Source organism: Kaustia mangrovi (assembly GCF_015482775.1).
GTDB classification, from domain to species: domain Bacteria; phylum Pseudomonadota; class Alphaproteobacteria; order Rhizobiales; family Im1; genus Kaustia; species Kaustia mangrovi.
Genome location: NZ_CP058214.1, coordinates 1,729,269 through 1,755,258, shown reverse-complemented (window position 1 = coordinate 1,755,258; position 25,990 = coordinate 1,729,269). Strand labels below are relative to the sequence as shown.

General features: G+C 67.2%; 26 protein-coding genes. 16 read left to right on the top strand and 10 right to left on the bottom strand.

Going from position 1 to position 25,990, the window contains the following annotated elements:
* Positions 1–84: 84 nt before the first annotated feature.
* Positions 85–966 (top strand): MurR/RpiR family transcriptional regulator, encoded by an 882-nt coding sequence (locus HW532_RS08195; protein WP_213163916.1) that lies wholly within the window; start codon positions 85–87, stop codon positions 964–966.
* A 3-nt stretch (positions 967–969) separates the two neighbouring features.
* On the opposite strand, the gene HW532_RS08190 is transcribed toward HW532_RS08195, so the two are convergent.
* Complete coding sequence (locus tag HW532_RS08190) at positions 970–2,346, bottom strand: aspartate aminotransferase family protein (protein WP_213163915.1); 1,377 nt, start codon at positions 2,344–2,346, stop codon at positions 970–972.
* A gap of 173 nt (positions 2,347–2,519) precedes the next feature.
* Here HW532_RS08190 and HW532_RS08185 point away from each other — a divergent pair, with 173 nt between their 5' ends.
* The 10 genes from HW532_RS08185 (at position 2,520) to HW532_RS08140 (ending at position 11,341) form a co-directional block, all read left to right on the top strand.
* Entirely contained in the window at positions 2,520–3,266 is a 747-nt protein-coding gene (locus HW532_RS08185) for an SDR family NAD(P)-dependent oxidoreductase (RefSeq protein WP_213163914.1), read from the top strand.
* An 8-nt stretch (positions 3,267–3,274) separates the two neighbouring features.
* Complete coding sequence (locus HW532_RS08180) at positions 3,275–4,021, top strand: SDR family NAD(P)-dependent oxidoreductase (RefSeq protein WP_213163913.1); 747 nt, start codon at positions 3,275–3,277, stop codon at positions 4,019–4,021.
* A 52-nt stretch (positions 4,022–4,073) separates the two neighbouring features.
* A complete protein-coding gene (locus HW532_RS08175) occupies positions 4,074–5,129 on the top strand; it encodes an ABC transporter substrate-binding protein (RefSeq protein WP_213163912.1) in 1,056 nt (351 codons plus the stop codon).
* A 134-nt stretch (positions 5,130–5,263) separates the two neighbouring features.
* Complete coding sequence (locus tag HW532_RS08170; protein ID WP_213163911.1) at positions 5,264–6,136, top strand: ABC transporter permease; 873 nt, start codon at positions 5,264–5,266, stop codon at positions 6,134–6,136.
* Between the two features lie 3 nt (positions 6,137–6,139).
* Positions 6,140–6,955: an ABC transporter permease gene (locus HW532_RS08165; RefSeq protein WP_213163910.1), complete on the top strand. Its 816-nt coding sequence runs from the start codon at positions 6,140–6,142 to the stop codon at positions 6,953–6,955.
* The gene (locus HW532_RS08160) at positions 6,948–8,057 is read left to right on the top strand and encodes an ABC transporter ATP-binding protein (protein ID WP_213163909.1); all 1,110 of its coding nucleotides are present in this window, start codon (positions 6,948–6,950) and stop codon (positions 8,055–8,057) included. The genes HW532_RS08165 and HW532_RS08160 overlap by 8 nt, the downstream gene beginning before the upstream one ends.
* Before the next feature lie 6 nt (positions 8,058–8,063).
* Positions 8,064–8,819: an SDR family NAD(P)-dependent oxidoreductase gene (locus HW532_RS08155; protein ID WP_213163908.1), complete on the top strand. Its 756-nt coding sequence runs from the start codon at positions 8,064–8,066 to the stop codon at positions 8,817–8,819.
* Between the two features lie 13 nt (positions 8,820–8,832).
* Entirely contained in the window at positions 8,833–9,600 is a 768-nt protein-coding gene (locus HW532_RS08150) for an SDR family NAD(P)-dependent oxidoreductase (protein ID WP_213163907.1), read from the top strand.
* A 44-nt stretch (positions 9,601–9,644) separates the two neighbouring features.
* A complete protein-coding gene (locus HW532_RS08145) occupies positions 9,645–10,709 on the top strand; it encodes an LLM class flavin-dependent oxidoreductase (protein WP_213163906.1) in 1,065 nt (354 codons plus the stop codon).
* Positions 10,709–11,341 (top strand): NADPH-dependent FMN reductase, encoded by a 633-nt coding sequence (locus tag HW532_RS08140; RefSeq protein WP_246479705.1) that lies wholly within the window; start codon positions 10,709–10,711, stop codon positions 11,339–11,341. The genes HW532_RS08145 and HW532_RS08140 overlap by 1 nt, the downstream gene beginning before the upstream one ends.
* A gap of 58 nt (positions 11,342–11,399) precedes the next feature.
* Here HW532_RS08140 and HW532_RS08135 read toward each other — a convergent pair whose 3' ends face one another.
* Genes HW532_RS08135 through HW532_RS08120 form a run of 4 tightly spaced genes read right to left on the bottom strand, consistent with a single transcriptional unit; the run spans position 11,400 to position 15,880 of the window.
* Positions 11,400–12,242 (bottom strand): PPC domain-containing DNA-binding protein, encoded by an 843-nt coding sequence (locus HW532_RS08135; RefSeq protein WP_213163905.1) that lies wholly within the window; start codon positions 12,240–12,242, stop codon positions 11,400–11,402.
* A complete protein-coding gene (locus HW532_RS08130) occupies positions 12,239–13,867 on the bottom strand; it encodes an acyl-CoA synthetase (RefSeq protein WP_213163904.1) in 1,629 nt (542 codons plus the stop codon). The genes HW532_RS08135 and HW532_RS08130 overlap by 4 nt, the downstream gene beginning before the upstream one ends.
* Positions 13,864–15,033: an acetyl-CoA acetyltransferase gene (locus HW532_RS08125; protein ID WP_213163903.1), complete on the bottom strand. Its 1,170-nt coding sequence runs from the start codon at positions 15,031–15,033 to the stop codon at positions 13,864–13,866. The genes HW532_RS08130 and HW532_RS08125 overlap by 4 nt, the downstream gene beginning before the upstream one ends.
* 25 nt (positions 15,034–15,058) lie before the next feature.
* Entirely contained in the window at positions 15,059–15,880 is an 822-nt protein-coding gene (locus tag HW532_RS08120) for an IclR family transcriptional regulator (protein WP_213163902.1), read from the bottom strand.
* Positions 15,881–16,069: 189 nt separating this feature from the next.
* On the opposite strand from HW532_RS08120, the gene HW532_RS08115 reads away from it, so the two are divergent.
* Genes HW532_RS08115 through HW532_RS08095 form a run of 5 tightly spaced genes read left to right on the top strand, consistent with a single transcriptional unit; the run spans position 16,070 to position 20,639 of the window.
* Positions 16,070–17,095 carry a TRAP transporter substrate-binding protein gene (locus HW532_RS08115; RefSeq protein ID WP_213163901.1) on the top strand — a complete coding sequence of 342 codons (1,026 nt, stop codon included), beginning with the start codon at positions 16,070–16,072 and terminating at the stop codon, positions 17,093–17,095.
* A 30-nt stretch (positions 17,096–17,125) separates the two neighbouring features.
* Positions 17,126–17,659 (top strand): TRAP transporter small permease subunit, encoded by a 534-nt coding sequence (locus HW532_RS08110; protein WP_213163900.1) that lies wholly within the window; start codon positions 17,126–17,128, stop codon positions 17,657–17,659.
* 3 nt (positions 17,660–17,662) lie between these two features.
* On the top strand, positions 17,663–19,030 hold the full coding sequence (locus HW532_RS08105; protein ID WP_213163899.1) for a TRAP transporter large permease: 1,368 nt from the start codon (positions 17,663–17,665) through the stop codon (positions 19,028–19,030).
* A complete protein-coding gene (locus HW532_RS08100) occupies positions 19,027–19,830 on the top strand; it encodes an SDR family NAD(P)-dependent oxidoreductase (protein WP_213163898.1) in 804 nt (267 codons plus the stop codon). The genes HW532_RS08105 and HW532_RS08100 overlap by 4 nt, the downstream gene beginning before the upstream one ends.
* 50 nt (positions 19,831–19,880) lie before the next feature.
* A complete protein-coding gene (locus HW532_RS08095; protein WP_213163897.1) occupies positions 19,881–20,639 on the top strand; it encodes an SDR family NAD(P)-dependent oxidoreductase in 759 nt (252 codons plus the stop codon).
* Between the two features lie 171 nt (positions 20,640–20,810).
* Here HW532_RS08095 and HW532_RS08090 read toward each other — a convergent pair whose 3' ends face one another.
* From HW532_RS08090 to HW532_RS08070, 5 genes are all read right to left on the bottom strand, one after another.
* Positions 20,811–22,283: a type IV pilus assembly protein FimV gene (locus HW532_RS08090; protein ID WP_213163896.1), complete on the bottom strand. Its 1,473-nt coding sequence runs from the start codon at positions 22,281–22,283 to the stop codon at positions 20,811–20,813.
* A 227-nt stretch (positions 22,284–22,510) separates the two neighbouring features.
* The gene (locus HW532_RS08085; protein WP_213163895.1) at positions 22,511–23,182 is read right to left on the bottom strand and encodes an amino acid ABC transporter permease; all 672 of its coding nucleotides are present in this window, start codon (positions 23,180–23,182) and stop codon (positions 22,511–22,513) included.
* Complete coding sequence (locus tag HW532_RS08080; protein WP_213163894.1) at positions 23,179–23,937, bottom strand: amino acid ABC transporter ATP-binding protein; 759 nt, start codon at positions 23,935–23,937, stop codon at positions 23,179–23,181. The genes HW532_RS08085 and HW532_RS08080 overlap by 4 nt, the downstream gene beginning before the upstream one ends.
* Complete coding sequence (locus HW532_RS08075) at positions 23,934–24,617, bottom strand: amino acid ABC transporter permease (protein ID WP_213163893.1); 684 nt, start codon at positions 24,615–24,617, stop codon at positions 23,934–23,936. Before HW532_RS08075 ends, HW532_RS08080 begins: the two co-directional genes overlap by 4 nt.
* A gap of 191 nt (positions 24,618–24,808) precedes the next feature.
* Positions 24,809–25,645: an ABC transporter substrate-binding protein gene (locus HW532_RS08070; protein ID WP_213163892.1), complete on the bottom strand. Its 837-nt coding sequence runs from the start codon at positions 25,643–25,645 to the stop codon at positions 24,809–24,811.
* Between the last annotated feature and the right edge of the window lie 345 nt (positions 25,646–25,990).

Here is a 25,990-nt window from a genome sequence, read left to right as displayed (position 1 = left end):
GTCTCTGGAAAACGGTCCCGAAGCGGCGATGCAGGCATGTTGCGGTCTCGCCCGGGCCGGGGACTCGTGTAATATCTGGGCGCTATGAACGACAGCGAGATCATAAGCCTCATCGAGCAGCGTTTTTCCGGTCTCAGCCCGCAATTGCGCCAGGCCGCCCGCTTCGTGATCGACAATCCGGAGACGATCGCGCTCAACTCCATGCGCTCGGCGGCCGAGAGCGCCAAGGTGCATCCCAGCACCATGCTGAGGCTCGCCCGCCAGCTCGGCTTCGACAGCTACGATCCGTTCCGCGACCGGTTCCGGGACTGGCTCATGGCGCGCGGTTCGTCCTCGTCATGGTCGGGCAGGGCGCAGACGCTGCGCCGGCAGCCGCGCGGCTCGGCCAGCGCGACGCTGGTGGAGAACATGGTCGCGCAGGAACAGGACAATCTGCGCGCCACATTCGACGCCGACGCCCTGGAGCAGCTCAACAAGGCCTGCGCGCTGATCTCGGGCGCGCGCCGGGTCTACATTCTCGGCCTGCGCAGCCTGTTCCCCATCGCGTTCTACTTCCACTATGTCTGCCGGATGTTCATGAACAAGACGGTGCTGCTGACCGGCGTCGGCGGCACCTTCGCCGACGAGCTGCGCAATGTCGACAGCAACGACGTCCTGATCGCCTTCTCCTATCAGCCCTATGCGCGGGACACGGTGAAGGCGGTGAAATTCGCGCGCGGGCGCGGCGCACGGATCGTCGCGGTGAGCGACAGCCGGGTCGCGCCGGTGATCGGGCCGGCGGAGGTCGGCATCGTTGTGTCGAACGCCACGCCGTCGCTGTTTCCGACCATCCTGCCAGGCTTCGCCGTGGCCCAGGCGCTCGTCGCGCTGCTGGTGTCGGAAAGCGGCGACGAGACCATGGCGGAGATTGCCAGGAGCGAGCTGCAGCTCGACAGCTTCGGCGTCTATGTCGACGGGCGGGACTGACCCTCAGGATATGTCGGACAGGACCGAGGCGAGCGAGGCGTCGAGCTTGTCCACGATCTCGTCGACCTGGTTCTCGGTGACGATGAAGGGTGGGGCGAGCAGGGCGTGGTCGCCCCGCTGTCCGTCGAGGACGCCGCCCATCGGATAGCAGATGAGGCCGTGCTCGAGCGCGGCCGCCTTGAGCCGGGCGGCGACCCTGAAGGAGGGGTCGAACGGCTCCTTGCTGGCGCGGTCGGCAACGAGCTCGAGCCCCATGAAGAGCCCGCGCCCGCGAATGTTGCCGACGTGGCGGTGATTGCCGAAGCGCTCGGTGAGCCGCGTGGCGAGATAGTCGCCCTGGCAGCGGACATTCTCCAGAAGGTTCTCCTCGCGGATCGCGCGCTGGACCGCCACGGCGGCGGCGCAGGCGGTGACGTGGCCGCTATAGGTGTGGCCGTGCTGGAAGAAGCCGGAGCCGGAGACGATGCCGTCATAGATCCGCCGGCTCGCCACGACCGCGCCGACCGGTTGGTAGCCGGCGCCGAGGCCCTTGGCGATGCAGACGAGATCGGGTGCCACGCCCTCCTGCTCGCAGGCATAGAGCGTGCCGGTACGCCCCATGCCGGCCATCACCTCGTCTAGGATGAGCAGCACGCCGTAGCGGTCGCAGATCTCGCGGATGCGGCGGAAATAGCCCTCCACGGCCGGCACCGCGCCGAGGGTTGCGCCGGCGACCGTCTCGGCGAGGAAGCACATCACTGTCTCCGGGCCGGCCTGGAGGATGGCTTGCTCGAGCTCGTCGGCCACCCTCTGGCCGTATTCGAACTCGGTCTCGTCGTCGCGGCGGTCGCGATAGGCGTAGCAGGGCGCGATATGGGTGCCCGGTGCGAGCAGGGGTTCGTAGGTGGCGCGCCGCCACGCATTGCCGCCCGCGCCGAGCGCGCCGAGCGTGTTGCCGTGATAGCTCTGCCGCCGCGATATGACCCGGTGGCGCTGCGGCTGGCCGATCTCCACGCAATATTGCCGGGCGAGCTTGAGGGCCGTCTCCACGGCCTCCGACCCGCCGGACACCAGATAGACCCTGTCGAGATCGCCCGGCGCGCCCTCCACGAGGAGGTCGGCGAGCTCCTCCACGGCATCGCTGGTGAAGAAGCTCGTATGGGCGAAGGCAAGGCGTTCCACCTGCTCCTGCACGGCCCGTATCGGGCCGGGATGGCTGTGGCCGAGGCAGCTCACCGCCGCCCCGCCCGAGGCGTCGATATAGCGCTTGCCGCCGTCGTCGACGATGTACACGCCCTCGCCGGAGACGGCCCTCGGCATCGTCACCTTCGGGAAACGGTGAAAGACGTGGGATTCGGCGGATCCGACCGGTGCGGGCCGTGCTGGCTTTGCGTCGTGCATGCGCAGGATCTTCCTCGAGAGAACCGTTCTGGTGCTGTCAACCAACCTAGGCGCGAACGGTAGACGGCTTCGCACCGTTTTGCAACAAACGATTCAAGATTTGACATAGTGATACAATCGGTGCATCGTCGTGTTATAACATTCCGATGTTTCGTGGGAGGGAGGCGAAACGGATGACCGGAAGCTTCGAGGATCAGGTTGCGGCGGTAACAGGCGCGGCGCGGGGGCTGGGGCAGGCCGTGGCAGCGATGCTGGCGGAGCGCGGAGCGCACGTCCTGCTGCTCGATCTGGACGGTGCCGCGGCCGAGGCCAATGCGGAAGGCTTGCGCGGACGCGGCCTGAAGGCCACCGGCATCGGCATCGACCTGGCCGACGAGGACGAGCTTGCCGGACTGCGCGAGACCATAGCCACGGCGCATGGCGGCCGGCTCGACATTCTCGTCAACAATGCCGGGGGCTGGCGCTTCGGGCGCGCCCACGAGATCACACTGACGGACTGGGACTGGACCTTCCGGACCAATGTCACCGTCCCCTTCCTGACATCGCGCGCCCTGATGGGCCTGATGGTGGAGCGCGGCTACGGGCGCATCGTCAACGTCGCCTCGACGGACGCCCACCGCGCCAAGCCGAACCTTCCCCATTACGCGGCTGCCAAGGCGGCGGTGGTCAGCCTCACGAAATCGCTGGCGGCCGAGCTGGCCCCGCAACAGGTCCTGGTCAACGCGGTGAGCCCCGGTGCCATCGCGACGGAGATCGCGCGCCAGCAGGACTGGTTCGCCGAGCGCGCCAAGGCCATTCCGGTCGGCCATGCCGCGGAGCCCCAGGATATCGGCGAGGTCATCCTGTTCCTCGCCTCGCCCGCCAACCGGTATGTCGTCGGCGAGACCGTGATCGCCAATGGCGGCACGGTCATGGTGTGAGGCGGGCCATGGCGGTGCGCGCGTTTGACGGGCAGGTGGCGATGGTGACGGGCGCGGGGCGCGGCATCGGCCGCGAGGTCGCGCTGATGCTCGCGGGCGAGGGCGCAGATCTCGTGCTGCCCGATCTCGACGGCGAGGCGGTGGAGGCCACCGCGCGCCAGGCCCGCAATGCCGGCGTCCGCGCGCAGGCTGTGGCGTGCGACCTCTCCAGGGAGGAGCAGGTGGCGGGCCTTGGCGAGACGGTCGCCGGGCTCGGCGGCCGGCTCGATGTGCTCGTCAACAATGCCGGAACGTGGCGCTATTCCACCTTTCGCGAGGCCGATGTCGGGGAGTGGGATCTCGTCTTCGACGCGAACGCCAAGTCGGTCTGGCTCGCCATGAAACATCTCTGCAGCGCGATGATCGACGGCGGAGGAGGGCGGATCGTCAATGTGGCCTCGAACGCCGCGTTCGTGCCGAGGCCCGGCATGTTCCATTACGCCGCGGCGAAGGCTGCGGTCGTGAGCCTGACCCGCTCGGTGGCCGCGGATCTGGCTTGCCACGGGATATTGGTGAACGGCGTCGCCCCCGGCCCGACGGCCACGGAGCGCATCGTGGAACGCTACGATCTTGCCGAGCGCGGCAAGACCATTCCGCTCGGCCGGGTGGGGGCGCCGGACGATATTGCCGAGGTGATCGTGTTTCTCGCCTCGCCCGGCAATCGCTTCATGACGGGCGAAACCGTCATGGTCAACGGGGGTCTCGGGATGAGATGAGCCCGGGACCGGGGTGATGTGTCAACGCGTTTGAGCCAAGGGAGGTGAGATCATGTCGAAGTTGAAACCAATCGGCAGGCCGGGGTGGACCCGGCGTCAGGCTCTGGGACTGGCTGGCGGGGCGGCGTCGCTTGCGCTTCTGTCCTCAAGGGGCGTCTCGGCCAAGGCCAGCCAGCTCGTCGTCGCCACCGGCGGGGGCAAGCTTGAGAATGCGTACAAGAAATCAATCTTCACGCCGTTCACCGAAAAGACGGATATCGAGATTGTCACCACGTCCAATCCGCTGGCCAAGCTCAAGGCGATGGTCGAGCAGGGGCAGGTGGAATGGGACGTGGTCCAGGCGCCGCCGGAGCAGCTCCTGCTGCTCGGACGCGAGGGCATGCTGGAGCCGATCGACTACTCCGTCGTCGACAAGACGAACCTGATCGCCGGCGCGGCGCGCAAGGACCTCGTGCTCACCGATGTCGCGGCCTATCACGTGGCCTGGAACACGGAGAACGTGACCGCGAACCCGCCGCAGAACTGGGCGGAGATGTGGGCCTATGACGGCCGCATCGGCCTGTGGAAGCGACCCTATCAGACGCTCGAGGCCGCGCTTCTGGCGGATGGCGTCGCCATGGACGAGCTCTATCCGCTCGATGTCGAGCGCGGCCTGAAGAGCCTCGGCAAGATCAGGGACAAGCTGGTCTGGTGGGAGCGCGGGGCGCAGGGCGCCCAGCTCCTTCTGGACGGCGAGGTCGATGTCGGTGCGATCTGGAACGGGCGCGTGCATCAGCCCAAGCTCGACGGGGCGCCTGTCGACTTCACCTTCGACCAGGCGGTCTTCGTCAACGATGCCTGGGCGGTGCCGAAGGGCGCGCCGAATGCGAAGGAGGCCATGGAGCTCATCAATTTCTGCCTGTCTCCCAAGGCCCAGGCCGACTATTCGCGCGAGATCCCCTACGGGCCGGTGAACAAGGAGGCCTTTGCCCTGCTCGACGACAGGACGAAGGAGGCGCTCCCGTCCTCGCCGCAGAACTACGACAAGGGCATCCTGCTCGACCTCGACTATTGGGTCGACAATGGACAGAAGGTCTCCGAGCGCTTCAACGAATGGCTGTTGAGCTGAAGCCGCGGCCCGCGCTGTGCGGGGCACGGCGCGGGCAATGGCGCTCCCCCGGTTCCCCGCCATGCGGGATCCGGGGGCGGGCAGTGAGGCCGGCGGGGCGGAAGGCCTCGCCGGCACGAGGGGAGTGTTGAGCGTTGCTGTCGAGAAACAGAGACAACAGGCCCGGAGCATGGACGGCGACGACCGGCTATCGCTGGCTGATCGTGCCGCCCGCCCTGTTCCTCGCCCTGTTCTTCTTCTGGCCGCTTGTCCTGGTGGTCGCGCGCGGCTTCACGGACCCGGTGCCGGGGTTTCAGAATTATGCGCGCATCACCGAGAGCAGCCTCTATGTCCATGTGCTCTACAACACCGTGGAGACGACGCTGATCGTCACGCTGCTCTGTCTCGTGATCGCCTATCCGGTGGCCTATGTGATGTCGTCGGCACGCGGCACGCGGCTCCAGGTCATGGCGGCCTTCGTCATTATCCCGCTGTGGACCAGTGCGGTGATCCGGTCTTACTCCTGGATGGTCGTCTTCCAGCGAAAGGGCGTACTGAACGACGCCTTCGTGGCGCTTGGCGTGGCCGACGAGCCGTTCCGCTTCATCCCCGGGACGCTCGCGGTCAATGTCGGCATGGTGCATATCATGCTGCCGTTCATGATCCTGCCGCTAGTGGCCAATATGCGCGCCATCGACCGCTCGCTGATCCGTGCCGCGGAGGTGATGGGCGCCAACCCGCTGATCGCCTTCGCGAAAGTGTTCCTGCCGCTCTCCGTGCCCGGCATCAGCGCGGGCTCGGCGGTGGTGTTCATGCTGTCGCTCGGCTTCTTCATCACGCCCGCCCTGCTCGGCGGCCCGAAGCACCTCATGGCGGCGGTGCTGATCGAGCAGCAGGCGAATGTGTTCTTCGACTGGGGGCTCGCCTCGTCGCTGGCGACCCTGCTGCTCGTCATCACGCTGGTGATCTATGCGCTCTATGTGCGCGTCACCGGCGGCGCTGCCGGCGGCTTCGCGAAGGGGGCGTGACCCATGGAAAGCGCAGCATACAGGATCGCGCGGGTGGCGCTTGCCGGCCTTGCAGGCCTGATCCTCCTCTATCTCATCCTGCCGGCCTTCGTGGTCGTGCCGCTCTCGTTCAGCGGGCAGAACTATCTCTCCTTTCCGCCGGAGAGCTGGTCGCTCAAATGGTATCACCGCATGGCGGAGAACTCCGCCTGGCTCGACGCGGTGATCAACAGCCTGCTGATCGGCGTGCCGACCGCGGTCCTCTCCATGGTGCTCGGCACGCTGGCGGCCATCACGGTGACGCGCGGCGGGTTCTCCTGGGCCGGCATGGCCTCCGCCATCGTCGTGGCGCCGATGATGATGCCGCATGTGATCCTCGCCATCGGGCTCTATCCGGTCATGCTGGATCTCGGCCTGCTGCGCAGCCATTTCGCGGCGATCATCGGCCATACCGCGATCGGGTTTCCCCTTGTCTTCATCACTGTCTCGGCCTCGCTGACGGGCTATTCCGGCGCGCTTGAGCTCGCCGCCATGACGCTCGGGGCCAATCTCTGGCAGACCTTCTGGAAGGTGACGTTTCCGATGATACGAATTGGCGTGATCGTGGGCGGCATCCTCGCCTTCGCCACCTCCTTCGATGAGCTGATGCTCTCGCTGTTCCTCACCGGCGCCTCGACGCGGACGCTGCCGCGGCTGATCTGGGAACAGCTCTCCGATTTCCTGACCCCCACCATCGCGGCGGTCGCCACGCTCGTCTTCGCCTTCACGCTGGTGATGCTGGCGGTTGTGGCCCTGCTGCAATGGTCGGCGGCTCGGCGCACGGGAGGCGCCCATGGCTGACCACGGTGCGCGCCTCGTCCTGCGCGACGTCGCCAAGCGCTATGGCGACGTGACGGCGCTCGAACCCACCTCCATCGAGATCGAGCCCGGCGAGTTCTTCTCGCTGATCGGGCCGAGCGGGTCCGGCAAGTCCACGCTGCTCGGTGCGGTGGCGGGCTTCATTCCCCCGACGGGCGGCCATATCGAGATCGATGGCGACGACGTCGTCTCCATGCCGCCCTTCCGGCGCAATATCGGGATGGTGTTCCAGAACTATGCGCTGTTCCCGCACATGTCGGTGTTCGACAATGTCGCCTTCCCCCTGAGGCTGCGCAAGATGGCCGCGCGGGATGTGCGCGAGCGGGTCGAGCGCATGCTGGCGACGGTGCGCCTGCCGGATATGGGCAAGCGCGCCATCGGTCAGCTCTCCGGTGGCCAGCAGCAGCGTGTGGCGCTTGCCCGCGCCGCCGTCTACGACCCCCGGATCCTGCTGATGGACGAGCCGCTGGGCGCGCTCGACAAGAACCTGCGCGAGGAGATGCAGTTCGAGATCAAGGCGTTCCACCGCCAGATCCGCGCCACGATCCTCTATGTCACCCACGATCAGGACGAGGCGGCGACCATGTCCGACCGCATCGCCATCATGAATGGCGGGCGCATCATCCAGCATGGCCGTCCGCGCGAGCTCTACGAGCACCCGCGCAACGCCTTCGTGGCGAGCTTCCTCGGCGATGCCAACCTGTTCGAGGTGGATGCCGCCTCGCCGGCGGGCGACGGGTTGGCGCGCGTCGATATCGGGGGCGACGTGGCGCTCAAGGCGGCCGCACCGCCCGGCGCCGGCGCGGTCGGGGGCGGCAGCCACGTCATCTGCGTGCGCCCGGAATCCATCGCCATCGCGGAGGGGACGCTGACCGGCGAGGTCGCGTGCTCCAACCGGATCGGCGGAACGGTCGCCGACGCCGTCTATACGGCCGGCACGGTGCGCTATCGCGTGAAGCTGGACGAGGCGCGCTCGGTCACGGTCCGGCTGGCCTCCCAGCGCCAGGTGGAACTGTTCGATGTGGGCCGGCCGGTCACCCTGACCTGGCCTGCCGCGGATACGTTGCTGATCCCCAAGGAGTAGGAGCAGATGGGAGTGCTGGATAACAAGATTGCCCTGATCACCGGTTCGGGCGACGGCATGGGACGGGCCCATGCGCTGCTCATGGCCGAGCGTGGCGCCGATATCGTCGTCTCCGATATCCGCGAGGATGCCGCGCACGAGACGGCCGAGCTGGTCCTCGCCAAGGGGCGCCGCGCCCATGTCGGCGTGGTCGACATGGCCGATGTCGCGGCGGTCAGGGCCATGGTCGGCGAGGCGGCGGTCACGCTGGGGGGCATCGACATCCTCGTCAACAATGCGGGCTTCGGACAGCGCGCGCAGACGGAGGAGATCACCGAGGAGGACTTCGGCCGGATGTTCGACGTCCATGTGCGCGGCTCGTTCTTCTGCACACAGGCCGTCCTGCCGGCCATGAAGGAGAGGCGCTACGGCAAGATCGTGAACATCTCCTCCATCTGGGGCATGGCGGGCGCGCCGGTCGCGCCGCATTACTGCGCCGCCAAGGCCGCGCTGCTCGGTTTCACCAAGGCATGGGCCAAGGAGCTCGCGCCCTGGAACATCCACGTCAACGCCGTCGCGCCGGGCGGCGTGCGCTCCGGCGGGCCGGTCAAGCTCGACAATACGGAGATCCTCAAGGCGAAGGAGGAGAAGGTGCCGCTGAAGCGCTATTGCGAGCCCGTCGAAATGTCTTACGCCGTGGCCTATCTGGCGTCGCCCGAGGCCGATTTCGTCACCGGACAGGTGCTCAGCCCCAATGGGGGCGAGACCATTGTCGGCTACTGAGGAGGGAGGGACGATGCCAAGCGATCCGATCGGACTGGACGGCAAGGTGGCCTGGATCACCGGCTCCGGCCGCGGTATGGGGCGGGCCCATGCGCTGCTCATGGCCAGGCGCGGGGCCGACATCGTGGTCCACGACGTCCTTGAGGACGAGGCGGGCGAGACGGCCGACGCCGTGCGCGGGCTGGGCCGGCGGGCCATGGTGTCCCACGCCAGCGTCGACGATCCGCGCGCCATGGCCGACTTGGTCGCCGAGATCGGCACGACCCTCGGCCCGGTCGACATTCTCGTCAACAATGCCGGCATCGGCGAGCACGCCGCGATCGAGGAGATCGACGAGGCGCGCTACCAGCGCATGTTCGATATTCACGTCAAGGGCTCGTTCTTCTGCGGGCAGGCCGTCATTCCCGTCATGAAGGAGCGCCGGTCCGGCAAGATCGTCAACATCTCCTCCATATGGGGCATGAACGGCCACGAGACGGCCTCTCATTACTGCGCGGCCAAGACGGCGCTTCTCGGGCTCACCAAGGCGTGGGCGAAGGAGCTCGCGTCCTGGAACATCCATGTCAACGCGGTCTGCCCCGGCGGCGTCGTCACCGAGATGCCGGTGAAGGTGCAAGGCTGGGACAAGATCCGCGAGAAGGAGAAGCGCGTGCCGCTCGGGCGCTGGGCGCAACCGGAGGAGATCGCCTATGCGGTGGCCTTCCTGGCGTCCGGACAGGCGGACTTCATCACCGGCCAGGCCATCAGCCCCAATGGCGGCGAGACAATCGTCGGATTCTGACGCGAAAGGGAGTTTCCATCATGCATTTCGGTCTGTTTTGCCTCATGACCCAGCGCGATCGCTCCAGGACGCCGCGCGAGATCTATGCGGAGACCGCCGACCAGGTCCGGCTCGTGGAGGAGCTCGGCTTCGAGACCGCCTGGTTCGCCGAGCATCACTTCTCCAATTACTGCCTGTGCCCCTCGCCACTCACCATGGCGACCTACATGGCCGGGCAGACGAGCCGGATCAAGCTCGGCCCGGCGGTGTTCGTCGTGCCGCTCTACGAGCCGATCCGCATGCTGGAGGATATCGGCATGGCCGACCAGCTCTCCGGCGGGCGTATCGTTCTCGGTTTCGGCACGGGGTATCAGGAGTACGAGTTCCACAAGTTCGGCGTCGACCTCAAGCAGGGCCGGGAGATCTTCCTGGAGACGCTGGACTTCGTGGATGCCTATCTCGCCGGCGACCCGCTGACCTTCAGGGGCGAGCATATCGCGATGCCGGAGACCAGCTTCTCCGTGCGCACGCTCCAGAAGCGCCCGGAGATCTACATCGCCGGCATGGCGGGCGATGTCGATACCCAGCGGCGCGCGGTCGAGCGCGGCTATGTGCCGTTCTTCACCACGGGCTGGAACACGGTGGAGGTCATCGGCCAGATCCGCGCCAAGGTGCAGGAGACCTATCGTCTTGCCGGCGGCGACCCGGCCAGCATGCCCTTCGCGCTGCAGCGCTACGTGTTCGTCACCGACGACCGTGACGAGGCGCTCAGGGCGGCCGACGGCGCGCGCTACGTCCGGCGCATCGCCATGGCGATGCGGCAGGGCTATGGCGAGCTCGACGGGGCGTTCCTCAAGGAGACGCCGGCTGCCGACGAGCCGCCGCTGGAGGAGATCGTCGAGCACACGCTGATCGGCGATGCGGAGACGGTCGCGGAGAAGCTGGTGCGCGATATCGAGGCGCTCCAGCCCAGCCATATGAGCTGCTTCATGGCCATTCCCGGCATCTCCCAGGATCGGGTCCTCAAATCCATGGAGCGTTTCGGCAAGGAGGTGCTTCCCATGGTGGAGAAGCGCGTCGGCGATCTCGGCAAGGTCGGCGTGCCCGTTCCGGGAGCGCGCGCGGCATGATGGGTGTCCAACCTGGCATAGGCGATACGGCGTTCGTCATGGAAACGACCTCGCGGCAGCCCTTCATCCTCGGCATAGGCGGGACGAGCCGGCGCGGCTCGGCCACCGAGCGCGTGCTCCAGATCAGCCTGGAGGCGGCGCGCGAGGAGGGGGCGGAAACCGCCCTCGTGGCCGGCGACGATCTCAAGCTGCCCATGTATGCGCCGGGCGTGTCCGACCGGACACCGGAGGCGGCAAGGCTCGTCTCGCTGTTCCGCAAATGCGACGGCGTCATCATCGCCTCGCCGGCCTATCACGGTTCGCTGTCGGGTCTGCTGAAGAACGCGCTCGACTATACGGAGGATCTGCGCGGCGACGAGCGGGTCTATTTCGATGGGTGCGCGGTCGGCTGCATCTGCTGCGCGGGCGGCTGGCAGGCGGGTGGCCAGACGCTCGCGGCCCTGCGCGCCATCGCGCATGCGCTGAGGGGATGGCCGACGCCGCTCGGCGCGGTGGTCAACACCTCCCTGCCGGTGTTCGGCGAGGATGGCAGCCTGGCCGACGGCCAGGCGGTCTCCCAGCTCAGGACGGTGGGCTGGCAGGTCACGCACTTTGCGCGCATGGCCAGGCACTATCGCGAGGCCGGCCGGTAGTTCAGATCCCTGCACCTGCCCGCTTGCCCGGCCGTCGCCGCCAAGGTTTCCGCCCGCCTCAGAGGTCGGCGAGGATCAGCTCGAAGGTGACGCAGACCGGGGCGCCGCCCGGGGCGATATGGCCGCGGAACAGATTGCCCTGCGGATCGACGCAGAGCATCGGCAGGTCGGGCCGGCCATCGCTCCCGACGCCCGCGCCGTCCAGAAGCAGCACTTCCGAAATGGGCGACGGCATGGACGGCGCGTCCGTGAAATCGGCCCCGATCAGGCTGCCGATGCCGAGGAGGGTCGGTGCGACAAGGCCGAGCTCGCGGGAGAGCTCGCCAATGGCGGCCGAGAGATCCTCGTGCGGGGCGAGCGTGACGATGGCGGCATTCGTTTCCTCCGTCGGTCCGGTCCGGCGCGGACGGAAGAAGGAGAAATTGGTCTCCGCATCCGGGGTGACGTCGAAACAGCCGCCGTCGAAGGCAAGCCCCGAGATGCGGGCCGGGGCGGCGAGCGTCACCCGGTCGGGCAGGAGATGGCCGGCTTTCGGCTGTGGTGTATCCACATCCCACAGGGCGTGGCAGTGCAGGAACCAGTCGCCGTCGCGGCGGCCGACCATGGCGGTCGCGCAGTCGAGACGCGCCGCGGTGCCGGAATGGACGGCGCTGTACCATGCGGCGTGCTCCTCGTCGGGCGAGGCCGCAGGCATCACATAGTCGTAGGGACCCATTTCGAGACCGTCGAGGCGCAGCACGGCGCAGTCGGAGCCGATGTCCTCCATGGCGGCGGCGACCGCATCCATGAGGATGGCGCCGGCGGGCAGCTCCGCGGAGACCTCGCGGGCGACGCCCCGGATCACATGGCGGCGCGGCGTGGTCGGCGGGCCGGGATGCCTGATGAGATGCGAACGGCTCATGGCGCGGTCTCCCCTGTCGGCAGCAGGCCGCGGGCTGCAAGCTCCTCGCGCACCAGCTTCTTGGTGATCTTGCCGTAACCGGTCTTCGGCATCTCGTCGAGGAAGACATAGTGGTGCGGCTGCTTGTAGCGCGCGAGCCTGCTCTCCAGCATCGCGGCGAGCTCGGCCTGCGTGACCGTCTCGCCGGGATGGGTCACGCAGACCGCGAGGCCGACCTCGCCCCATTTGCCGTGGGGGACGCCGATGATTGCGACCTCGCGCAGCGCGGGATGGGTGAGCATCACCTCCTCGATCTCGCGCGGATAGACGTTGGAGCCGCCGGAGATGAACATGTCGGAGGCCCGGCCGGTGATGTAGAGATAGCCCTCCCGGTCCATGTGGCCGAGATCGCCCGTGCGGAACCAGCCGTCGCGGAACGCCTTGGCGTTGGCCTCGTCGTCCTTGTAGTAGCCGGCGCACACGGCGGGGCCCGTGACGCAGATCTCGCCCGTCTCGAAGGGGGCAAGGTGGCGGCCGTCCTCGTCCTGGATCGTGACATGGAGGCCCGTGCGCTCGATGCCGCAGGTGCCGATGCGGGCCTTGGGACCGTCCTCGACATGGTGGTCGCCGGGCGGCAGGACGGTGATCGCGCCGGTCACCTCGCCGAGGCCGAAATACTGGACGAGGACGTGGCCGAGCTTGCCGAGCGCATATTTCTGGTCCTCCCGGTACATGGGCGCGCCGGCATAGACCACATAGCGCAGGCTCGAATGGTCGAACGCGTCGACGGCCGGGTGCTCCACCAGCATCTTCACGATGGTGGGCACGGTGAACATGTTGGTCACCCCGTGGCGCGCGACGAGCTCCCAGGCCACCTCCGGGTCGAACCGGCCGGGGGGCAGGAGCACGCTTGCCGCGCCCGCCGCGATCTGTGTGAGCTGGTGCATGCCGGCCCCGTGAGAGAGCGGGGCGACGACGAGGCTGACATCGTCTGCCCCCGTGCCCGGCATGAGGTCGTTGAGATGGTTGACGATGGTGAAGGTGAGCTGGCCGTGGGTCAGCACCACCGCCTTGGGGCGCCCGGTGGAGCCGGAGGTGAAGAACAGCCAGCAGGGATCGTCGCGGTCGACATCGGCATTGGGCATGTCCGTTCCGGCATGATCGGCGATGAGCGCCTCGTAGGACGTGCCGAAATCGCCTTCGCCGATGCACACCGTGCCGGCGAGGTCCGGGACGGCCCTGGCGCAGGCCTCCGCATGGCCGGGGAAGCCCGCCTCGCAGAAGACGAGCGAGACGTCCGCCTTCTCGCCCAGATAGGCGACCTCCTCGGGCCCCTGGCGGAAGTTCGACGGAACCCAGACCGCCCCCAGCCGGAAGCAGGCGAGCATGATCTCGGTGATCTGGTTGTTGTTGGGCGACTGGACCAGGACCCGGTCGCCGTGCTTCAGTCCGAACCGGGCGCGCATGGCGGCGGCGAGCGCGGAGACGCGGGCGTCGAGCTCCTGCCAGCTCCAGCGCCGGTCGCCCCACACGATGGCGGGCCGGTCGGCGAGGCGGCGCGCATTGCGCGTGAGGAAATGCGCTATGTTGGACGACCGCGTCGACCAGGGCAGGGCGGTATCGCGGTTTTCTGTCGCCGGGCTCATTTCACGCGCTCCATGATCGAGACATAGTTGGCGACGGCGGCGCCGCCCATGTTGAAGACGGCGGCGAGCTCCGCGTCGTCGATCTGCATGTCGCCGGCATCGCCCGCGAGCTGCATCGCGGCCATGACGTGCTGGGACACGCCGGTGGCGCCGAGGGGATGGCCGCGCGACTTCAGCCCGCCCGACGGGTTCACGGGCAGGCGGCCCTCGCGCGTCGTGACCCCGTCGCGGATGATATCGCCGGCCTTGCCGCGCTCGGCGAGTCCCATCGCCTCGTATTCGATCAGCTCGGCGATGGTGAAGCAGTCATGGGTCTCCACGAGGTCGAGATCGTCCAGCGTCACGCCGGCCTCCTCCAGCGACGCCCTCCAGGCGCCGCGGGCGCCGGCGAACTCGGTCGGGTCGCGGCGCGACAGGGCGAGCACGTCGTTGACCTGGTTGCGCGCCCGGAAGCCGATGGCGCGCGCCATGCTGGCGGCCGCCTCGGGGGAGGCGACGACGAGGGCGGCGGCGCCGTCGGAGATGAGCGAGCAGTCCGTGCGCCGCAAGGGACCCGCCACCAGCGGGTTCCTGTCGCTGACGGTGTTGCAGAACGCGGTGCCGAGATCCTTGTGCAGATGGGCATAGGGGTTGAGCATGCCGTGGCGGTGGTTCTTGGCCGCGATCATGGCGAGCTCTTCGGACCGGTCGCCATGGGCCTGGAAGTAGCTGTCCGCGATTCGCCCGAAAATGCCGGCGAAGCCGCCATCCACATCGCCTTCCTCGGCGCGGTAGGACCCGCTCAGCATGATGTCGCCGGCCCGCTCCGTCGGCACGGCGGTCATCTTCTCCGCGCCGACCACCAGCGCGATCTCGCCGCGGCCCGCGGCGATGAAGTCCATCGCGGCATAGAGGGCGGCGGAACCCGTAGCGCAGGCATTCTCCATCCGCACCGCAGGGGTGGCGGCGAGCTCGTCGAGCGCCATGCCCGCAAGCGCGCCCTCGAAGGCCTGCGCGGAGAAGCCGTTGTTGAAGACGCCGACGAACACGCCGTCTATGTCGACGGCGGCGATATCGGCATGGTCCAGGGCCTCCGGGATCACGCCCGCCATGAGCGCCTCGAGGCCGGGGGCTTCCGACTTTCCGAACTTGCCGTGGGCCCAGCCCACGATCTGTGCATGCTGCATCCTGTCCTCCCGGGGAACCGTCTCTTTATGGTGTGCAGGGGTTCTCGAAATTCAGCCGGCGGCTGAGCTTGTGCTCCACCGCGCGGGCCTCGCGTGTCATGAGCGCGGCCAGCTCGCGCTGGCGCTCGGGCTGCATTCGGCTGTCGAGCGCGGCGATGGACAGGGCGCCGATGACCTGCCCGTCGGGCGCATGGAGCGCCATGCCCACCGCCCATGAATTGGCCAGGTAGAGGCCCGGATTGAGCGCCCAGCCGCGCGCGCGCGTCTCGCCTATGTGCCGGTGCAGCAGGTCCGGCGAATAGTTGGGATAGTCGCGGGCGAGGATGGCCGCGTTCTCCGCGATGATCTCGCCGGCCTCCGCGTCGGGGAGGCAGGCGAGGATCGCCATCCCGCCGGCGCCGACGCCGAGCGGGTGTCGCTCGCCGGCCTGCAGCGCCTGGGTCCGGATCGGAAAGGCGCCGTCCTCGCGGTGCAGGCAGACCGACTGGTTGCCCCGGCGCACCGACAGGAAGCTCGTGTCGCCGCTTTCCGCCGACAGGGCCATGAGACTGTCCATCGACACGTCCAGCAGGTTGAACCGGCGGCTTGCCATGAGGCCGATCACATAGCTTTCCGGCCCGAGCGCGTAGCTGCGCGTGACGTCGTCCTGCTCGACGAGGCCGGCTCGCATGAGCGCCAGCAGCATGCGCCGCACGGTCGGGCGGCTCAGCCCGCTTTGTTCGACCAGGGCGCCGATCGGGACCGGCTTTCCGCCGGCGCGTGCGACCAGCGACAACAGCCCAAGGGCCCGGTCGACGCTCTGCGCCCCGCCGCTCTCGGCGTCCCTATGTTGCGTCGCAGTATCCATATTATGGATGGTTTTCTCCCGATCTGCCGTCTGGCGACAGATAATTTCCAACGTCACGCAAAAAAATTCAACTTATCTCTTACATGTTCCGTTTTTCGTCGCTAATCTTCCATCGGCGTTCTATCCATTATATGGACAATGGGTGTTGCGGGCGGTAGCCCTGAACGACAAGAACCGATTGGGAGGAACATGATGAAACGGATCTGCACGGCCCTCGCGGCCGTTCTGGCGCTGACCTGCGCCGCCGAGGCGAAGACGCTGGTGATGCAGAGCGTCTATCCCTCGTCCCTGCCGCTTCTGGGCGAGAGCGGCGTCGGCCTCACGGAGAAGGTCGACGAGCTGACCGGCGGCGAACTCAAGATCGAGTTCAACGAGCCCGGCGCCATTGTCGGCGGCAACGAGATGTGGGACGCGATCTCCACCGGCGCGGTGGATGCCGGCTGGTACAGCCCCGGCTTCGCGCAGGGCATCATCCCGTCCGCGGCGATCTTCACCGCCGTCCCCTTCGGGCCCGACATCCGCGAATATACGGCGTGGTGGTACTATGGCGGCGGCAAGGAGATCTGGGCCGACATCACCAAGCCCTACAACATCCACACCGAGCTCTGCGCCATCCTGGTGCCGGAGGCCTCCGGCTGGTTCGCCAAGGAGATCAACAAGCCGGAAGACCTCCAGGGTATCAAGATGCGCATCTTCGGCCTCGGCGCGGCGGTCATGGCCAAGCTCGGCGTGCAGGCGCAGTCCATGCCGGTGGCCGATACGATGACCGGCCTGCGGCTCGGCACGATCGACGCCGCGGAGGTCTCCTTCCCGCTGATCGACGAATCGGTGGGCATGAACGAATACGCCTCCCACTACTATTTCCCGGGCTGGCACCAGCAGACCTCGCTCATCACCTTCATCGTCAACCAGGATGTCTGGGACGGGCTGAGCGAGCAGCAGCGTGCGGTGATCAAGACGGCCTGCGCGGCCAATGTCGCCATGACGTCCGCGGAGGGAGAGGCCAAGCAGATCGAGCCGCTGGAGACGCTGAAGAAGGAAGGCGTGAAGGTTCACATGTGGAACGACGAGATGATGGCCGCGTTCCGCAAGGCGTGGGACGAGGTGGTCGCCGAGCAGACCGCCGCCGATCCCGACTTCAAGCGCGCCTGGGAGAGCCTCTCCAAGTTCCGCGAGAACTTCAAGACGTGGTCCGACATCGGCTATCTGCAGTAACCATGGCGACCGGCCCCGTCGACTGATCCGATGAAGACCCTGTTGCGATTGTCCGACCTCATGGCCGCGCCGTGCCGCATCGTGGCGCGCGGCTGCGGCTGGCTGCTCGTCGTGCTGATGGCGGTCATCCTCTACGACGTGATCGGCCGGCGCTTCTTCGCGACAGGGTCCTTCAAGCTGCAGGAGCTGGAATGGCATCTCCACGGTGCCATTGCGGTCCTGTGCTTCGGCTGGGCCTATATCGAGAACGCGCATGTGCGCATCGACCTGTTCTCCAGCAACATGCGGCCCGCGACCCGGTTCCGGATCGAGATCTTCGCCATCGTGGCATTCCTGATCCCGTTCATGGCGCTTCTGGTGTGGTTCGGCACGGACTTCACCTGGCGGGCCTTCGTGCGTGGCGAGGGCAGCCCCGGCGGCGTCGGGCTGCCGGACCGCTGGATCATCAAGTCGGCGATCCCCATCGGCGCGGTGCTGACCATTCTCGGCGGGCTCTCCGTCCTCATGCGGACCGTCGTGGCGCTCAGGCGCCCCGATCTCCTGCGCGACCCCTGGGAGCGCTGAGCGATGGCGGAGATCGTCTCCTCAGCCCTGCCGGGCGCGATGTTCGTATCGCTGATCGTCGCGCTGTTCTCCGGCGCGCCCGTGGCGATCATGCTGATGGGCGTGTCGCTGGTCTTCGGCCTGCTCGCCGTGTGGACCGGCGACATGCGCCTCATTCACGCGACCCTCATCCCCAACCGGATCTTCTCCGGCACCATCGACAATGCCGTGCTGGTCGCAGCGCCCATGTTCATCTTCATGGGGCTGATCATGGAGAAGACCCGGATCGCGGAAGACCTGCTCCTGACATTGCAGCGGCTCATGCGCGCGATCCCCGGCGGGCTGGCGCTGGCGGTGGTCCTCATGGGCACGATCCTGGCGGCGGCCACCGGCATCATCGGCGCCTCGGTGGTCATGCTCACCATGCTCGCCGTCCCCACAATGCTCGAGCGCGGCTACGACAAGGGGCTCTCGGCGGGCACCGTCGCCTCCGCCGGCACGCTCGGCATCCTCATCCCGCCGTCGGTGATGCTAGTCTTCATGGGCGACCTCCTGTCGGTCTCGCTCGGCCACCTGTTCATCGCCGCGCTCCTGCCGGGGCTTTTGCTGTCGGTGTGCTATGTGGCCTATATCGTCGTGCGCTCCTTCCTGCAGCCGCAGCTTGCGCCGAAGGCGCCGCCGCTCGGCGCGGAGGAGGCGAGGGGCCTGTGGCTGGAGACGCTGAAATCGGTGCTCGCGCCGCTGGTGATGATCGTTGCCGTTCTGGGCTCGATCCTCGGCGGCATCGCGACGCCGACGGAGGCCTCCGGCGTGGGCGTGGCCGCCGCGCTCCTGCTCGGCCTGCTGCGCGGCAGGCTCGACCGGGACACGCTGCAGGCCTCGATGAACGGCTCGATCCGCTCGCTCGGCATGCTCTTCTTCATCTTCGTGGGTGCGACCGCCTTCTCCTACATCTTCCGCAAGGTCGGCGGCGAGCATTTCATCGTGGAGCTGGCGCGTGCGCTGCCCTTCGGCGAATGGGGGCTGCTGTTCGCCATCATGGCGATGATCTTCGCCATGGGTTTCTTCTTCGACTGGATCGAGATCACGCTGATCATGCTGCCGATCTTCGCCCCCATCGTGGAGGTGATGGATCTGGGCGACCATGTCGCCAAGGCGGAGATGATCTACTGGTTCGCGATCCTCGTCTCGCTCAACCTCCAGACGAGCTTCCTGACGCCGCCATTCGGCTTCGCGCTCTTCTATCTGAAGGGGGCGGCGGGCGACAGCCTGCCCATGCGCGACATCTATCGCGGCGTGCTGCCCTTCGTGCTGGTCCAGCTCCTGGTCCTCGGTCTTGTGATCGCCTTCCCGGAGATCGCGCTCAGGCTTCCGCAGATGGTGATGCAATGACCGGACGCGTCCAGGGCAAGCGGGTCGCCGTGATCGGCGCCGGAGCGGTCGGGCCGGGCTGGGGCAACGGCAAGGCCTCCGCCGTTCTCTATGCGCGCGAGGGCGCGCGGGTGCTCGCCGTCGACCGCGACGAGGCGGCCGTCATGGAGACCGTCGGGCTGATCCGCGGCGAGGGGCACGAGGCGGAGCCCTTTGTCGGCGACATGGTCGTGCCAGCCGAGGCGAAGGCCGCGATCGAGGCGGCGGAGGTGGCGTTCGGCGGCCTCGATATCCTGCATTTCAATATCGGCATCTCCACGAGAGGCGGGGTGGAGGACACGCCGTTCGCGGACTGGCAGCGCGTCTTCTCCGTCAATCTCGATGCGGCTTTCCACCTGACGCAGGCCGCCCTGCCGGTGCTCGAGCGCGACGGCGGCGGGGCCATCGTCTATATTTCCACGCTTGCCGCAGAGCTCAGCGGGCCCTATCCCTATGCCGGCTACGAGGCGTCCAAGGCAGCCCTCGGGCGGCTTGCGCGCAGCGTGGCGGCGGAATATGCCGCGCGTGGCGTGCGTGCCAACACGGTGCTTCCGGGCATGATCGACACGCCCCATGTGCTCGCCCATGTGGCGACCTCCTCCGATGCGGAGGCGGTGCGCGCGGGCCGTGCCGCCCAGGTGCCGATGAAGCGGCAGGGCGCGGCGTGGGACGTGGCGGAGGCCGCGCTGTTCCTGGCCTCCGACGCGGCCGGCTTCATCACCGGCGTCGATCTCAGGGTCGATGGCGGGATGGGATTGCTGATGGGAAATGCTGCGCCCTGACGGGCGCCCCGGGCCCGCGGTCGCGGACCATTTCAACAGAGGACGGACGGATGACGCTCAGAACAGCCCTGGTGACCGGCGCGGCGCGCGGAATCGGCCTTGCGACCACGAAGCTGTTCCTGCGCGAGGGCTGGAAGGTCGCGATGATCGACCGGGACGCGCCGGCTCTTGAGGAGGCAGCGGCCGGGCTGGAGAATGCCCTGCCCATCGTCTGCGATGTCTCCAAGCCCGACGAGGTGGACGCCGCTATCGGCGAGGTCGCCGGGACCCATGGCGGGCTCGACGCGCTGGTGAACAATGCCGGTGTGGCCGATTTCGGGCCCATCGAGGAGACGGACTTCGCGCGCTGGCGCCGGGTCATGGAGACCAATCTCGACGGTGTGTTCCTCATGTCCCAGGCGGCGACGCCCGCCCTGAAGGCCTCCCGGGGCTCCATCGTCAACATCGCGTCGATCTCGGGGCTTCGCGCCTCCACGCTCCGTGTCGCCTACGGCACCTCAAAGGCGGCGGTGATCCAGCTCACTCGGCAGCAGGCGGCAGAGCTCGGCGAATACGGGATCAGGGCCAATTGCGTCTGTCCGGGCCCGGTGCGCACCAAGCTCGCCATGGCCGTCCACACGCCGGAGATTATCGCGGCCTATCACGATGCGATCCCGCTCAACCGTTACGGATCGGAGGACGAGATCGCGGAGGTCATCGTGTTCCTGTGCTCGCCCAAGGCGAGCTATGTGACGGGCCAGATCGTCGCGTCCGACGGCGGGTTCGAGAGCACCGGCGTCGGCCTGCCGGCCCTGCGCGGCCAGGCCTGACCCGGCGGCGGGGCGCCCCGCCATCGTCTTCCCGGAAGCATTATCGCCGAGTGTGACCCGCGCTGTTCGGTACGGGACCGCGCGACCTTCGGATGGTGCGTCTCCAAAAGAAAACCGGCCCGGGCATGTTGCCCGGACCGGCCGATTTCAGGCTGTCTGTCTGAGCGGTTCTCAGAAGAAGAACCACGCACCGAACTGGGCGCGCCAGGCGTCGCCGTGCTCGTTGGAGCCGTCGAGCACCGTGTCGGTGGCCGCATCGTAGCCGCCGCCGTCGCGATACTTGCGGTCGGCCCAGATGACTTCCCAGCCCAGGCGCATCTCGCGGACCGGCTGCCACATGACGTTGGCATGCACGCTCATGATCTCGCGGTTCATCTCTTCGCCGTAGAGATCGGCCGCCTTGCGCGTGTCGCCGGAGTTCATCTTGGCCCAGCCCCAGCCGACATTGAACGTCGTCGCCTCGGTGACGTCGAAGGACAGGCCGGCGAAGACGCCGAGACCCTCGATGGTCTTGATGTCGCCGTTGAGGTCGACATAGGCACCGTAGCTCGCACCGTAGAGGTAGTTGCCGATGCCGTCGCCATACATGACCGAGGTGGTCAGCGTGGCGATGTCGCCGAGATTGAAGTTCACCGCACCCTGGACGGCCCAGCCGAGAGCGCTGTCGCCATCGAAGCCGAGATCGCCATCGGTGTGGAAGTTACGCAGCATGCCGGAGACCAGGAACTCCCAGCCGCCCGGAGCGGAGTACTGGAAGCGGGCATTGAGGTCCGGCAGGTTGTCCGACGCGCCGCCGGTCTCAACCGAAATGGTCGTGGTGGGCGAGCCGGTCGTGAAGGTGCCGAGCACGCCGGTCAGCAGGTCGTTGCCGTTGCCCTGGCTCGAATCGCCGGTCGGGTCCTCGATCGAGACCGCGAACTCCATCGGGCCGTCATGATAGGTCAGGCGAACCTGGTTGTTGCGCGACGTGCCGATCAGGCCGATCGGGCCGTTGAAGTCGACCGTCGAGACGCCGGTGATCAGCGACATGAAGTTGCGCCAGTACCGACCGACACCGAGGGTCAGGTTCGGCGTCATGTCCCACTCGCCCCAGGCGTGGCGCAGGCGGAAGTCGCCGCCCCAGAAATCGCCCTCGATCAGGGTGCGGATCTGGCCGATGGAGGTGTCGGACCGCGACTTGATGCGGAAGCGCGACTGCTCGGCATGCAGACGGATATGCTCGGCGCTGTCCGGGTCGTCGGTGATGCCGGTGAAGCTGAAGGCGTTGCCGAGATCCTGGTTGAAGTCGTAGATCACGTCGCCCTTGACGTAACCGGAGACCGTCACCTCGTGGACCGGCGCCGGCAGGTCGGCGGTCGGCGTGATGGCGATGGTGAAGCCGCGGTCGTTCGGAACCGCGTCGCCGACGCGCGCCGTGTTCCAGTCGGCGGTCGCCTCGGTGCCGCGCTTGAAGGTGATGAAGCTCGCACCCTCCGGCAGCTGCGAGGACGCAGCCGGCTGGGCTTCGAGCTGGTTCACACGGGACTGCAGAGCCTGGAGCTGCGCCTTCAGGGCGGTCAGCTCATCGGCCTGTGCGCCGGTCGACATGACGGTAACCGCCACACCGCCCAGCAGCGCCCGACGGAGCCACTTGGAGTTCGTCATAATGTCTGTTCTCCCACTCTCTCTTCTGGAGTTGGCGGCACCCCGAATTCCTGCCTCTTTCCCCGATGTTCGAAGAGCTTTGCGCAGGGCGGTACGAGATGACACGTACACAGCCTTTTGTCCCAGCCGGGTGCGTCCGGTCAATGTCCACGGCGGGATTAGCGGCAGTGTCGGGAGACAATTGTGCCGGTGTGTGTCTTTCGAGTCACAGAGGCGTCCGGCGGACCTCAGCCGGTCTGGGACAGGCCGGGAATGCGCGTGCGGATCTCCAGCCAGTAGAGGAGCTGGGCGACCGTGCCGGTCAGCACGAAATAGATGACCGCAACGATCATGAAGACCTCGAAGAACCGGAAGGTGGTGAACCCCACCGTCTCCGCGCGTGCGGTGATCTCCGAGACGCCGATGGCAAACGCGATGGAGGTGAATTTGAGCTCCAGGATCGCCTCGTTCGACCATTGCGGGATGACCCGGCGCAGGGCCTGGGGCAGCACGATATAGCGCAGGCCTTCCAGGTCGCTCATGCCCATGGCGCGCGCCGCCGCCATCTGGCCTCTCGGGATGGAGCGGATCGCGCCGCGGAAATATTCGGCCTGGTAGGCGGAGGTGTTGAGCCCGATGGCGACCACCGCCGCGGTGAACGGGTCGAGCACGATGCCGATCTCCGGCAGGCCCAGATAGATGAACAGCATCTGCACCAGCATGGGCGTGCCGCGGAACACCTCCACATAGACCGTCGCCGCGCCATAGGCGAGGCGCCCGCCATAGATGCGCGCCCAGGCCAGCACCAGCCCGAAGCAGAAGCCGATGGCCATGGCGATCACCCACAGGCCGAGCGTGATCGGCAGGCCCTCGAGGATGTAGGGCAGGTGCTCCAGGGCGAAGTCGACGAACTCGCTCATGCGGTCCCTCCATCGCCCTGATGGTCATGGGCGGCGATGACCTGCAGGAAGCTGCGCGTGCGCTCGTGTTCGGGCGCGGTGAACAGGCGATCCGGCGGGCCCTGCTCGACGATGTGGCCGCCGTCCATGAACACGATCTCGTCGGCTGCGGAGCGCGCGAAGCCGAGCTCGTGGCTGACCACCAGCATGGTCATGCCGTCGGCGGCGAGCTGCTTCATGACCGAGACGACCTCGCCGGTGAGTTCCGGGTCGAGCGCGGAGGTTGGCTCGTCGAACAGGATGACCTTGGGCTGCATGGCGAGCGCGCGGGCGATGGAGACGCGCTGCTGCTGGCCGCCGGAGAGCTCCGCCGGGTAGCTGTCGGCCTTGTCGGCGAGGCCGACGCGGTCGAGCTCCGTCATGGCGAGCTCCGTCGCCGCCTTGCGGTCCGTCCCCAGGATCTTCATCGGCCCGATGCGCACATTGTCGAGCGCGCGCAAATGGGTGAACAGGTTGAAGTCCTGGAACACGAAGCCGATCTGCTGGCGCATGGCGTTCAGGTTGCGCGCGGTGAGCTCCTCGCCGTCGAGGAGGACCGTGCCCGCATCCGGCGGATTGAGGTGGTTGATGCAGCGCAGGAGCGTCGATTTGCCCGTTCCCGACGGTCCCATGACCACCTTGGACTGGCCGCGCTCCAGCGCGAGCGAGACGCCTTTCAGCACCTCCGTCTCGCCATAGCGCTTGTGAAGGTCGCGAACCTCCAGAAGACTCGTCATGCCGCGTCCCTCCGCTCGAAGCCCGGGACCGCGAGCCTGTCCTCCAGGCGGTAGAGAACGCGGTTTCCGGCCCAGTTCACGATGAAATAGAGAAGCCCGACCACAGCGAAGATCAGCAAGATATTCCCCTGTGTGTTCGAGATGATGTATTTGGCCTGCCGCGTGAGCTCGACCACGCCGATGACATAGGCGAGCGAGGTCGCCTTGAGCTCGCTGGAGAATTCGTTCGTCCAGGGCCCGATGGCATGGCGCAATGCCTGCGGCAGGACGATCTCGCCAATGGCGCGCGGCATGCTCATGCCCATTGCGCGGGCCGCGACGAGCTGGCCCTGCGGGACCGCCTGGATGGCGCCGCGGAAGATCTGCGACTGGTAGGCGGTGGAGCGCAGGCCGAGTGCGAGCACGGCGGCGGCGAAGGAGGACAGCTCCACGTACCCGCCCACTCCATAGTAGAATAGGAGCAGCAGCACGATGGCCGGAATGCCCCTGAACACGCGCTCGAACAGGATGCCGAGCGCCTTCAGGCTCCAGTGGCCGTAGACCTCCATCAGCGCGATGACGAGGCCCAGCACGAGCCCGAGCGCCAGAAGGGCGGCCAGAAGCTTGATGCCGATCCACAGGCCCGTGAGCAGATAGGGCATCTGGGAGACGATCACGGACCAGATGGCGCCGTCGTCCATGGGGTGAACCTCTGCTTGACGCGGGGTGCCGTCGCGACCGGCCGCCGGCCGTTCGCCCGGCTGGGCCTGCCTCTCCCCGTCATGCCCGGCAAGGATGCGGAGACGGGGGAGGCGTTATCGCGAAGACACCATGCTCGGTATGGGGCCCGCCCCGGGGCCGCTTGCGGCCCCGGGGCGGTGCGGCTCCTGTGTCAGCCGTCGTAGCCGGGAATCGGCTTCTTGTAGGAATCCACGAAGTCCGGCATGGAGGTCGGGATCGGGCGGATCGTCGACTGCGGCGCGTATTCGTGGACGATCTCCTCCCACTTGCCCGACTTGTAGAGGTTCACGATCCCCTTGTTGAGCTTGGCGAGAAGCTCGTTCGGGTCGCCCTCCTTGACGGCCAGCGCCTGGGGCTGGTTCTGCTGGATCGTGCCGATGATCTTGATCGGCCGTCCCTTGGCGATGAAGTCCTCCGCGGTGTCGGTGGAGGTGACGACGGAATCGATGCGCCCGGTCAGCATGTCCTCCACGGCGGTGACATAGTCCTCGTAGCCGCGCACCGTGACGTCGACGCCGTCGGCCTTGGCGAGGTTCTCGTCGAGCCATTTGTACTGGGTGGAACCGCCCTGCGCGCCGATCGTGGCGCCGCAGCACAGCGCGGTCGCGACATTGAGTTCGCTGTCGTCGGCGACCAGCACTTCGTCGTCGTTCTCCCACCAGGGAATGGAGAAGTCGAGCACCTTCGCGCGCTCCGGCGTCACGTTGAGGCCGGTGACGAGAAGGTCGATCTTGCCCTGCGCCAGCGCGGGGATGAGAGAGGGCCACGGCAGGTCCTTGAACTCGACGTCGAGCCCCTGGTCCTCGGCGATGGCGCGCATGGCGTCGATGGCGATGCCCTTGTACTCGCCATCCTCCACATAGGCCCAGGGCGGGAACGCGGCCTCGACGCCGGCGACCAGCTTCTCCTGCGCGGATGCCGCGCCCGCGGCAGCCACCATCAGTGCGGCGCCGGTCAGGCATGCGAGCTTCTGCCAGACGGTTTTCATGAACGGGTCTCCCCTTGTTTCTCGGATTGGCGTTGCGCGCGGTCCGCCCGGCGCTGCGGGTCTGGTTGCGATGGAATATGCAGCGGTCGGAACGCAGCGGATCGGCGCGCCGGAACAGGTGTCGGACACGGATGTGCGTCCTTGCCCGCCGGGGATTTAGCAAGGTTCTCTGTCGAAATGCAACAATTGGCGGAATTTTTTCAGTATGTGCCACGAATTTTCAGGTTTCTCGAAAAATAGTATCAGTACAATTCAGGAAAATAACGCGCGAAAGACGATTGAAAACGGCCCTGCAACCTCGGCACAACTGTGGTCCTCGACAGGGGCGCGCTGGAAGACCGCGCG

What these genes read in the sequence shown, in the direction of transcription:
- HW532_RS08195 (WP_213163916.1), top strand. Translation starts at nt 85, where the DNA reads ATGAACGACAGCGAGATCATAAGCCTCATCGAGCAGCGTTTTTCCGGT.
- HW532_RS08190 (WP_213163915.1), bottom strand. Translation starts at nt 2,346, where the DNA reads ATGCACGACGCAAAGCCAGCACGGCCCGCACCGGTCGGATCCGCCGAA.
- HW532_RS08185 (WP_213163914.1), top strand. Translation starts at nt 2,520, where the DNA reads ATGACCGGAAGCTTCGAGGATCAGGTTGCGGCGGTAACAGGCGCGGCG.
- HW532_RS08180 (WP_213163913.1), top strand. Translation starts at nt 3,275, where the DNA reads ATGGCGGTGCGCGCGTTTGACGGGCAGGTGGCGATGGTGACGGGCGCG.
- HW532_RS08175 (WP_213163912.1), top strand. Translation starts at nt 4,074, where the DNA reads ATGTCGAAGTTGAAACCAATCGGCAGGCCGGGGTGGACCCGGCGTCAG.
- HW532_RS08165 (WP_213163910.1), top strand. Translation starts at nt 6,140, where the DNA reads ATGGAAAGCGCAGCATACAGGATCGCGCGGGTGGCGCTTGCCGGCCTT.
- HW532_RS08160 (WP_213163909.1), top strand. Translation starts at nt 6,948, where the DNA reads ATGGCTGACCACGGTGCGCGCCTCGTCCTGCGCGACGTCGCCAAGCGC.
- HW532_RS08155 (WP_213163908.1), top strand. Translation starts at nt 8,064, where the DNA reads ATGGGAGTGCTGGATAACAAGATTGCCCTGATCACCGGTTCGGGCGAC.
- HW532_RS08150 (WP_213163907.1), top strand. Translation starts at nt 8,833, where the DNA reads ATGCCAAGCGATCCGATCGGACTGGACGGCAAGGTGGCCTGGATCACC.
- HW532_RS08145 (WP_213163906.1), top strand. Translation starts at nt 9,645, where the DNA reads ATGACCCAGCGCGATCGCTCCAGGACGCCGCGCGAGATCTATGCGGAG.
- HW532_RS08140 (WP_246479705.1), top strand. Translation starts at nt 10,709, where the DNA reads ATGGGTGTCCAACCTGGCATAGGCGATACGGCGTTCGTCATGGAAACG.
- HW532_RS08135 (WP_213163905.1), bottom strand. Translation starts at nt 12,242, where the DNA reads ATGAGCCGTTCGCATCTCATCAGGCATCCCGGCCCGCCGACCACGCCG.
- HW532_RS08130 (WP_213163904.1), bottom strand. Translation starts at nt 13,867, where the DNA reads ATGAGCCCGGCGACAGAAAACCGCGATACCGCCCTGCCCTGGTCGACG.
- HW532_RS08125 (WP_213163903.1), bottom strand. Translation starts at nt 15,033, where the DNA reads ATGCAGCATGCACAGATCGTGGGCTGGGCCCACGGCAAGTTCGGAAAG.
- HW532_RS08120 (WP_213163902.1), bottom strand. Translation starts at nt 15,880, where the DNA reads ATGGATACTGCGACGCAACATAGGGACGCCGAGAGCGGCGGGGCGCAG.
- HW532_RS08115 (WP_213163901.1), top strand. Translation starts at nt 16,070, where the DNA reads ATGATGAAACGGATCTGCACGGCCCTCGCGGCCGTTCTGGCGCTGACC.
- HW532_RS08110 (WP_213163900.1), top strand. Translation starts at nt 17,126, where the DNA reads ATGAAGACCCTGTTGCGATTGTCCGACCTCATGGCCGCGCCGTGCCGC.
- HW532_RS08105 (WP_213163899.1), top strand. Translation starts at nt 17,663, where the DNA reads ATGGCGGAGATCGTCTCCTCAGCCCTGCCGGGCGCGATGTTCGTATCG.
- HW532_RS08100 (WP_213163898.1), top strand. Translation starts at nt 19,027, where the DNA reads ATGACCGGACGCGTCCAGGGCAAGCGGGTCGCCGTGATCGGCGCCGGA.
- HW532_RS08095 (WP_213163897.1), top strand. Translation starts at nt 19,881, where the DNA reads ATGACGCTCAGAACAGCCCTGGTGACCGGCGCGGCGCGCGGAATCGGC.
- HW532_RS08090 (WP_213163896.1), bottom strand. Translation starts at nt 22,283, where the DNA reads ATGACGAACTCCAAGTGGCTCCGTCGGGCGCTGCTGGGCGGTGTGGCG.
- HW532_RS08085 (WP_213163895.1), bottom strand. Translation starts at nt 23,182, where the DNA reads ATGAGCGAGTTCGTCGACTTCGCCCTGGAGCACCTGCCCTACATCCTC.
- HW532_RS08080 (WP_213163894.1), bottom strand. Translation starts at nt 23,937, where the DNA reads ATGACGAGTCTTCTGGAGGTTCGCGACCTTCACAAGCGCTATGGCGAG.
- HW532_RS08075 (WP_213163893.1), bottom strand. Translation starts at nt 24,617, where the DNA reads ATGGACGACGGCGCCATCTGGTCCGTGATCGTCTCCCAGATGCCCTAT.
- HW532_RS08070 (WP_213163892.1), bottom strand. Translation starts at nt 25,645, where the DNA reads ATGAAAACCGTCTGGCAGAAGCTCGCATGCCTGACCGGCGCCGCACTG.